The following is a 7534-nucleotide window of genomic DNA, read 5'->3' on the forward strand; positions in this document are numbered from 1 at the left end:
CCTTACTTCTTATTCATTGAAATAAAAAAGAAAAGGGAGGTTTGGAGGCACTGCCTCCAAGCGGGTGCGGGCGGCAGCCCGACCGCGTAGCGGAGGAGTCCAAGACCCGCCTTAGCGCGGAATGCGACGATAGCGGAAGAAGGTGGGTTCGCGACCGGCGAGGCACTTGACCTCATAGCGGGTGGCGGGCCAGTCGGGCGGCAAGGTGTCGCGCTCGGTGGTCAATTGCTCGCGGCGAAAAGCGGGGTGGGCGTCAAGCTGGCGGGTGGCCCAGGCGACGTAAATCGGATCGTCGCTGGCGACGCGCAATTCGCCGTCGTCGGAGAGGACGCGGGCGATCTGGTCGAGATTGTCGGGATTGATGAACCGGCGCTCGGAATGGCGCGATTTCGGCCAGGGATCGGGGAACAGGACGAAGACGCGGCCCAGCGATGCCTCGGGCAAAGCGGGGAGCAGCAGGCGGGCGTCGTCGGGGAAGACGCGAACGTTATCGAGATCCTGGGCCTGAACATAACCCAGCAGGCTGGCGATACCGTTGCGGAAGACCTCGCACCCAATCATTCCGATATCGGAATGAGCCTCGGCAAGGGTGGCAAGATGCTCGCCGCCGCCGAATCCGACCTCAAGCCAGATATCCTCGACCGGATCGGGAAACAGGGTGACCGGATCGATCCGTTCATCGGGTCCCGGAATGGCGATGGCGAGACGGGGCAGCAGGCCGTCGATCAGGCCGAGGGCGGTGCGGCGCAGGGCTTTGCCGCTGCGCCGTCCGAAGAAGCGCGGCCGATCTCCGGCCGCGCCGCTTTTGTCTTTATCCTCGGCCATCTCACCGACGTCAGAAAGCGCGCTTCAGCGCATCGACCAGATCGGTCCGTTCCCACGAGAAGCCGCCATCGGCCTCGGGGGCGCGGCCGAAATGGCCATAGGCGGCGGTCCGGGCGTAAATCGGCTTGTTGAGGCCGAGATGGGTGCGGATGCCGCGCGGGCTGAGATCGACCAGTTCCTGCAACACGGACGACAGCTTGTCTTCGTCGACCTGGTTGGTGCCGAAGGTGTCGACATAGACCGACAGCGGCTTGGACACGCCGATCGCGTAGCTGAGCTGGATCACGCACCGGGTGGCGAGACCCGAGGCCACGACGTTCTTCGCCAGATAGCGGGCGGCATAAGCGGCCGAACGGTCAACCTTGGTCGGGTCCTTGCCCGAGAACGCCCCGCCGCCATGCGGCGCGGCACCGCCGTAGGTGTCGACGATGATCTTGCGGCCGGTCAGGCCGGTGTCGCCATCGGGACCGCCGATGACGAAACGGCCGGTCGGGTTGACGTAGAAATGCTCTTCGTCGGGGAACCAGCCCTCGGGCAGTACGTTCTGGACGTGGGGACGGACCAGTTCACGAATCTCGGCCTGGGTGGCGGCTTCGATATGCTGGGTCGAGACGACGACCGACGCGGCGCGGACCGGCTTGCCATCGCGATATTCCAGGGTCACCTGGCTCTTCGCGTCGGGCAGGAACTGCGTCGCGGCACCGGAGTGACGGGCCTCGGCCATCGACTTCAGAATTTCGTGCGAATAATAGATCGGAGCCGGCATCAGGGTTTCGGTCTCGTTGACCGCATACCCGAACATGATGCCCTGGTCGCCCGCGCCTTCGTCCTTGTCACCCGCGGCGTCAACGCCGACGGCGATGTCGGCGGACTGGGCGTGGACGTGATACTGCACCTCGGCGTTCTTCCAGTGGAAGCCGTCCTGCTCGTACCCGATGTCTTTGATCGCGTGACGCGCCGCTTCAACCAGCAGGTCCTTAGTCACCGACGCCGGGCCACGCACTTCACCGGCCAACACGACCAGATTGGTGGTGCACAGCGTTTCGACCGCGACCCGCGACTGGGGATCAGCGGCGAGAAAGGCATCGACCACGGCATCGGAAATGCGATCGCTGACCTTATCCGGATGTCCTTCGGACACGGATTCGCTGGTGAAAAGGAAATTCTTCTTCGACACGGGCAAGCCCTCCTCGACCCAATTCACAGGGGACCAGGGGCATCAGACGCTGGGAACGTCGCCATCGTGATGCACCCACTTAGCCGTTTTGACGTGGCGGCAAGCGGTCAAAATCTCCACGGGAACGGGGCACCCGCTCCGGGGGGTTCTTCTGACAGCCGGGAGCGGACCCGTCAAGAACTAAGCCGGATTAGTGAGAAGGTTGTGCCGGAAGCGGCGGCGGGGTGATTGCCGGAGCAGTGGGCGAGATCGCCGGAGCCGGGCTTGCGGGGGCCGCAGGAGTTGCCGGAGCCGCCGGAGGGGTGGCCTGCGGTTCGGCGGCCGGAGCCGGGGCCTTGGTCGGCGGCAACGCCGCGGCGTCGGCGGATTCGACGAACACCACCACCACTTCGACCGCGCTGGGATCGGGTCGTTCCAGCAAAATCTTGAAGCTGGTGGTGCCCTGGGGATCGAGCGCGGTGGCGGGCGGCCGGGCCAGCTTTTCCTGCACCGGCTGTCCGGCTTTGTCGAGCAGGACCAGCTTCATCGTCGGCACGGCGCGAATCCGGTCGCTGACATTGGCGATAATGCCACGCACAACCAGGACATCGACGTCGTTGAGGACAAAGCGTTCCGGGGTTCCGGCCTTGCGCAATTCCAGTCCGGCACCGGGCTTTTCATGGCGCAGACCGGCCTGGGTCAGCAGATCGCCCGCCTCGGGCACCAGATCGACGACCTGATCCTGGAAATAATAGGTGGCGCCGCCCAGTCCGCCCAGCACCAGCAGGACCAGCACCACCCACAAAGCGGCGGTGCTGCTGCGGCGGGGTTTTTCATGGAGGGTGCCGAAGACGTCGGGGACATCGGGGGGTGTATCGTCGAGCAACCCGCGCGACAGATCGACATCCGACCGTTCCGGCGGCAGGCGCGAGCCAAAGCTGGGCACCGGCGGCGGCTCGAGGTCGGGAAAAGCGGAAAAAGACGGGCGCGGCTCCGACGGGAACAATTGCGGCTCGGCCGGAGAGGAAAAAGCCGTCGGCGCGGCCGGTTTCGGCGCGGGCTGAAAGTCGAGATCGAGGACGTCGTCTTCCTCGATCTCCAGCCGCAACGGGGCCTGAAACCATTTATGCTCGCACTTGGCGCATTTCAGCTTGCGCCCCTCGGTGCCGAGAGCGGCATCGGGGATCGAGAAGTTGGTTCCGCAATTGGGGCAGGTGATCAGCATTCTGACGATGACCGCGAGGGGGGACGCTCTAGACTTATAGGCCGGAGGCGCGGCCAACACAAGCAAGGCCCTTTCGCAACGGTGGCGGATGGGCTCGAAAAGCTCTCGTCCGTCAAGTGCTTGAGGCAGCCGCCCAGACCTGCTAAACCGAGGCCCTTGCGATCAGGAGGCTTGCATGCGCCAGGGAAAGATCGAGCGCACCACCACCGAGACCGCCGTCGCCGTTTCGGTCGACCTCGATGGCGCGGGCCGCTATCAGGTGGCAACCGGCATCGGCTTTCTCGACCACATGCTGGAACAATTGTCGCGTCATTCGCTGATCGATCTGGTGGTCGAGGCGAAGGGCGATCTGCACATCGACGCCCACCACACCACCGAAGATGTCGGTATCGCGCTGGGACAGGCGGTGGCGCAGGCGCTGGGCCAGCGCAAGGGCATCCATCGCTATGGCTCGGCCTATGTCCCGATGGACGAGACCCTGACCCGCGTCGCGCTTGATCTGTCCAACCGGCCCTATCTGGTGTGGAAGGTCGCGTTCAAGCGCGATCGGCTCGGCACGCTCGATACCGAAATGGTGCGCGAGTGGTTCCAGGCTTTCGCTCAGGCCGCCGGGGTGACCCTGCATGTCGAATGCCTGTATGGCGAGAACGATCACCACATCGCCGAAAGCTGCTTCAAGGCGCTGGCCCGCGCCCTGCGCGCGGCGATCGAGATCGATCCCCGCAAGGCCGATGCGGTGCCGTCGACCAAGGGGACGCTGGGGGGAAGCCTGTGAGCGGACGCGTCGCCATCGTTGATTACGGGTCGGGCAATCTGCGCTCGGCCGCCAAGGCGTTCGAACGGGTCGCGGCGGAACGCGGCCTGGGACAAGAGATCGTCGTCACCGCCCGGGCCGAGGACATCGCCTCCGCCGAGCGGGTCGTCCTGCCCGGCGTCGGTGCCTTTGCCGATTGCAAGGCCGGGCTCGACCGCCTGCCCGGAATGGTCGAGGCGCTCGAAGACGCGGTGTTGCGCCGGGGCCGCCCCTTCCTTGGCATCTGCGTCGGAATGCAATTGCTTGCCACCACCGGGCGCGAGCATGGCGAGCATCGCGGTCTGGGCTGGATCGCCGGTGAAGTGCTGCCGCTCGCGGTCGAAGAGACCGGGCTTAAAGTGCCGCACATGGGCTGGAACGAACTGGTCGCCGACCGGCCCGACCATCCGATCCTGGCCGGTCTGCCGGTGGGAGCCCACGCCTATTTCGTCCATTCCTACCGCTTCGCCTGTGCCGATCCTGCCCACCGTCTCGCCCATGTCGATTACGGCGGGCCGATTGCCGCGCTGATCGGTCGTGACACCATCGTCGGCACCCAATTCCACCCGGAAAAGTCCCAGGCGACCGGGTTACGGGTGATCGAGAATTTCCTGACCTGGAGGCCGTGAGCGATGTTTATGTTTCCCGCCATCGACCTCAAGGACGGTGCCTGCGTCCGTCTGAAGCTCGGCCTGATGGACGAGGCGACGGTGTTCAACACCGATCCCGCCGCCCAGGCGGTCGCCTTTGCCACTGCCGGGGCCGAATGGATTCACGTCGTCGATTTGAACGGTGCCTTTGCCGGTAAGCCGGTCAATGCTGCCGCCGTCGCCGCGATCCTGAGCGCCGTTTCGGTTCCGGTTCAATTGGGCGGCGGGATTCGCGATCTCGCCACGATCGAATCCTGGCTGGAGCAGGGGGTGCGCCGCGTCATCCTCGGCACCGTCGCGCTGAAGAACCCCGATCTGGTCAAAGACGCCTGTCGCCGTTTCCCCGGCCGGGTCGCGGTCGGCATCGACGCCAAGGGCGGCAAGGTCGCCGTCGAGGGCTGGGCCGAAACCGCCGATATCACCGTGCTCGACCTCGCCCGCAAGTTCGAGGACGCCGGGGTCGCCGCCCTGATCTATACCGATATCGACCGTGACGGCGTGCTGGCCGGTCCCAACGTCGCCGCCACCGCCGCGCTGGCCGCCGCGATCCGCATTCCGGTGATCGCCTCGGGCGGGGTGTCGTCGCTGGACGATCTGCGTGCGCTGAAAACCGTTCCGGGTCTGGAAGGCGTGATCTCCGGTCGCGCCCTGTATGACGGCCGCATCGATCTGGCCGCCGCCATCGCCCTGCTGAAAGGCTGAGGCATCATGCTGAAGATGCGGATCATCCCCTGTCTCGACGTCAAGGATGGGCGGGTCGTCAAGGGCGTGAATTTCGTCGATCTGGTCGATGCGGGCGATCCGGTCGAGCAGGCGCGGATTTATGACCGCGCCGGCGCCGACGAACTGACCTTCCTCGACATCACCGCCAGCGTCGATAACCGCGACACGATTTACGACGTCGTCCGCCGCACCGCCGAACAATGCTTCATGCCGCTGACTGTCGGCGGCGGGGTGCGGACCAATGACGATATCCGCAAGCTGCTGCTGGCCGGGGCGGACAAGGTGTCGATCAACACCGCCGCCGTCCACCGTCCCGATTTCGTCCGCGAGGCGGCGGAAAAGTTCGGTAGCCAGTGCATCGTCGTCGCCCTGGATGCCAAGCAGGTTGCTCCCGGCAAGTTCGAGATTTTCACCCATGGCGGCCGCACTCCCACCGGGATCGACGCGGTCGGCTGGGCGCAGCGGATGGTCGAGAACGGCGCGGGCGAAATCCTGCTGACCTCGATGGACCGTGACGGTACCCGCCAGGGCTTCGATATCGCGTTGACCCGCGCCATTGCCGATGCGGTGACGGTGCCGGTGATCGCCTCGGGCGGGGTCGGGACCCTTGACCATCTGGTCGAAGGAATCCGCGACGGTCACGCCACCGCCGTTCTGGCCGCCTCGATCTTTCATTTCGGGATGTTCTCGATCGCCGAAGCGAAGGCTCATCTGGCCGCCGCCGGGATTCCGGTGCGACCTTAACCCATCCGTCATAGGTCCGGAGGTGACAGGGCCGAGCGCATCTGTTACCAACCCAGACAACGACACGTGACATTGGCACCCCGGTGCCCAATTCAATCAGGGGGCGAAGCGCATGGCCCAGGACGCCGAGATTCTGGACGAGCTGTACAAGGTCATTCTCAGCCGTCGCGGCACCGATGCCGACAAATCCTATACCGCCAAGCTGTTTTCCCGTGGGCGAGGCAAAATCGCCCAGAAGTTCGGCGAGGAAGCGGTCGAGACGATCGTTGCCGCTCTGTCCGAGGGGCGTGACGAACTGGCGGCGGAAAGCGCCGACACGCTGTATCATCTGCTGGTGCTGTGGGCCGATTGCGGCGTTGAGCCCAGCAAGGTGTGGGCCGAGCTGGAACGCCGCCTCGGTACCTCGGGCATCGACGAAAAGAAGTCCCGCGCCAAAAAGAGCTGATTGGGGCCGACGGGACAGGACAGGGGAGAACGGTGATGGTGTATGACGACAATAACGTCTTCGCCCGCATCCTGCGCGGCGAAATTCCCTGCCGTAAGGTTCACGAGGACGAGCACACGCTCGCCTTCCACGACATCAATCCCCAGGCGCCGGTCCATATCCTGGTGATCCCCAAAGGGGCCTATGTGTCGATGGTGGATTTCACCGCGCGCGCCTCGGATGTCGAGATCGCCGCCTTGTTCCGCGCCGTGACGAAGGTTGCCGAGATCGCGGGTGTGACCGTTGAAGGCTGGCGTCTGCTGTCCAATGTCGGGATCAATGGCGGGCAGGAAGTCCCCCACCTCCATATCCATGTCTTTGGCGGCCGCAAGCTGGGGCCGATGATCGCCAAGCCGGTTTAACGGCGCGGCGGCGTTTTGGGGGCGTGCGTCCCCCTGCCCGTCCTGGCCGTCTCGACCCCCGGGTCAAGCCCGGGGGTGACGGCTTGATAGGTCAAAGACGGTTCCACACCCGTCTTGGCCGGGCTTGACCCGGCCATCCGTGGCCGTGTGCCAATCCTCTGTTTTCAATGATGGTCCGGCAGGACCGCATCGCCCCCCGGGTCAAGCCCGGGGGTGACGGCCTTGATAGGTCAAAGACGGTTCCACACCCGTCATGGCCGGGCTTGACCCGGCCATCCGTGGCCGTGTGCCCAATCCTCTGTTTTCAATGATGGTCCGGCAGGACCGCATCGCCCCCCGGGTCAAGCCCGGGGGTGACGGACCCAAACGGCGACACGGGAAACTCTGACGAACTCACGCGGCGCAGGCTTTGGCGTCGGCGTCAGAGTTCGTCGTGACCGGGCAGGCCGGTCAGGCTGGCGGCGGTGTCGCATTTGACCCGCTCTTCGGGCAGGGCCTTGCCGGTGATGCGGAAGTGGGTCATCTCGGCGATGTTGGTGGCGTGGTCGCCGATCCGTTCCAGATTCTTGGCG

The 7534-nt window shown here is 65.1% G+C and carries 10 protein-coding genes; 6 read left to right on the top strand and 4 right to left on the bottom strand.

Annotated features, from left to right (window positions below; genetic code table 11):
* Positions 1-111: 111 nt before the first annotated feature.
* The 3 genes from trmB to K678_RS16310 form a co-directional block, all read right to left on the bottom strand.
* A complete protein-coding gene (trmB, locus tag K678_RS16300) occupies positions 112-825 on the bottom strand; it encodes a tRNA (guanine(46)-N(7))-methyltransferase TrmB (RefSeq protein ID WP_021133579.1) in 714 nt (237 codons plus the stop codon).
* Between the two features lie 10 nt (positions 826-835).
* Entirely contained in the window at positions 836-2002 is a 1167-nt protein-coding gene (metK, locus tag K678_RS16305; protein WP_021133580.1) for a methionine adenosyltransferase, read from the bottom strand.
* 190 nt (positions 2003-2192) lie between these two features.
* Complete coding sequence (locus K678_RS16310) at positions 2193-3206, bottom strand: DUF3426 domain-containing protein (protein WP_021133581.1); 1014 nt, start codon at positions 3204-3206, stop codon at positions 2193-2195.
* Positions 3207-3381: 175 nt separating this feature from the next.
* On the opposite strand from K678_RS16310, the gene hisB reads away from it, so the two are divergent.
* The 6 genes from hisB (at position 3382) to K678_RS16340 (ending at position 6962) form a co-directional block, all read left to right on the top strand.
* A complete protein-coding gene (gene hisB, locus K678_RS16315) occupies positions 3382-3981 on the top strand; it encodes an imidazoleglycerol-phosphate dehydratase HisB (RefSeq protein WP_021133582.1) in 600 nt (199 codons plus the stop codon).
* Positions 3978-4628, top strand: coding sequence for an imidazole glycerol phosphate synthase subunit HisH (gene hisH, locus K678_RS16320; protein WP_021133583.1), 651 nt, complete (start codon positions 3978-3980; stop codon positions 4626-4628). The genes hisB and hisH overlap by 4 nt, the downstream gene beginning before the upstream one ends.
* A 3-nt stretch (positions 4629-4631) precedes the next feature.
* Positions 4632-5351, top strand: coding sequence for a 1-(5-phosphoribosyl)-5-[(5-phosphoribosylamino)methylideneamino]imidazole-4-carboxamide isomerase (gene hisA / locus K678_RS16325; protein ID WP_021133584.1), 720 nt, complete (start codon positions 4632-4634; stop codon positions 5349-5351).
* Between the two features lie 6 nt (positions 5352-5357).
* Positions 5358-6116 (top strand): imidazole glycerol phosphate synthase subunit HisF, encoded by a 759-nt coding sequence (gene hisF / locus K678_RS16330; protein WP_021133585.1) that lies wholly within the window; start codon positions 5358-5360, stop codon positions 6114-6116.
* Positions 6117-6228: 112 nt separating this feature from the next.
* Positions 6229-6561 carry a phosphoribosyl-ATP diphosphatase gene (locus tag K678_RS16335; protein WP_021133586.1) on the top strand — a complete coding sequence of 111 codons (333 nt, stop codon included), beginning with the start codon at positions 6229-6231 and terminating at the stop codon, positions 6559-6561.
* 35 nt (positions 6562-6596) lie between these two features.
* Complete coding sequence (locus tag K678_RS16340; protein WP_021133587.1) at positions 6597-6962, top strand: histidine triad nucleotide-binding protein; 366 nt, start codon at positions 6597-6599, stop codon at positions 6960-6962.
* A 421-nt stretch (positions 6963-7383) separates the two neighbouring features.
* Here K678_RS16340 and K678_RS16345 read toward each other — a convergent pair.
* A partial coding sequence (locus K678_RS16345) for a PhoU domain-containing protein (protein ID WP_021133588.1) occupies positions 7384-7534 on the bottom strand: 151 nt, incomplete at its 5' end.

Origin of the sequence: Magnetospirillum fulvum MGU-K5, from assembly GCF_000442515.1 — a bacterium.
Lineage (GTDB): Bacteria > Pseudomonadota > Alphaproteobacteria > Rhodospirillales > Magnetospirillaceae > Phaeospirillum > Phaeospirillum fulvum_B.